This window comes from Vibrio sp. 1288 (assembly GCF_033344475.1).
On sequence record NZ_JAWPOX010000561.1, the window covers coordinates 1 to 683 of the forward strand.

Sequence of the window (683 nt, forward strand, 5' to 3'; positions counted from 1 at the left end):
TAAATTGAGCACAGTATGAAACATACAATAGAAGTCATGATTTCTGAGCAAGAAGTTCAGGAACGAATTCGTGAATTAGGCAAACAAATTACAGAGCGTTACCAAGGCAGTGAAGACCTAGTTTTGGTTGGCTTGTTGCGTGGTTCTTTTGTATTTATGGCCGACCTAGCACGTGCTATTGAACTGACTCATCAAGTTGATTTTATGACGGCATCAAGCTACGGCAACACGATGGAAAGCTCACGCGATGTACGCATCTTGAAAGATTTGGATGATGACATTAAAGGCAAAGACGTTTTGCTTGTTGAAGACATCATCGATACAGGTAACACGCTAAATAAAATTCGCGAAATCCTATCGCTACGTGAACCTAAATCTATCGCGATTTGTACGCTACTAGACAAGCCATCTCGCCGTGAAGTAAATGTGCCAGTTGATTGGATTGGTTTCGAGATCCCTGACGAGTTCGTTGTTGGTGTTGGTATCGATTACGCTCAAAAATACCGTCACCTACCATTCATCGGTAAAGTGGTTCCTCAAGAATAATTGAGTTCACTATTCGAAATACAAAAAAACGCCCATATAAATGGGCGTTTTTTATTTATTCAGATTTTATGGCTTAGCGACACAGAAGCTTATTGTCAGGGTTTAAAATCGTCGACAGTGCTTTCTGGTACGATGCT

At 40.7% G+C, this 683-nt stretch carries 1 protein-coding gene; it reads left to right on the forward strand.

The annotated features are described in order from the left end of the window. Nucleotides 1–15: 15 nt before the first annotated feature. The gene (hpt, locus tag R8O11_RS28035; RefSeq protein ID WP_005479701.1) at nucleotides 16–546 is read left to right on the forward strand and encodes a hypoxanthine phosphoribosyltransferase; all 531 of its coding nucleotides are present in this window, start codon (nucleotides 16–18) and stop codon (nucleotides 544–546) included. Nucleotides 547–683: the final 137 nt, after the last annotated feature.

Bases quoted from the DNA above. Each gene is read 5' to 3' on its own strand.
- hpt (WP_005479701.1), top strand. From the start codon at position 16: ATGAAACATACAATAGAAGTCATGATTTCTGAGCAAGAAGTTCAGGAA.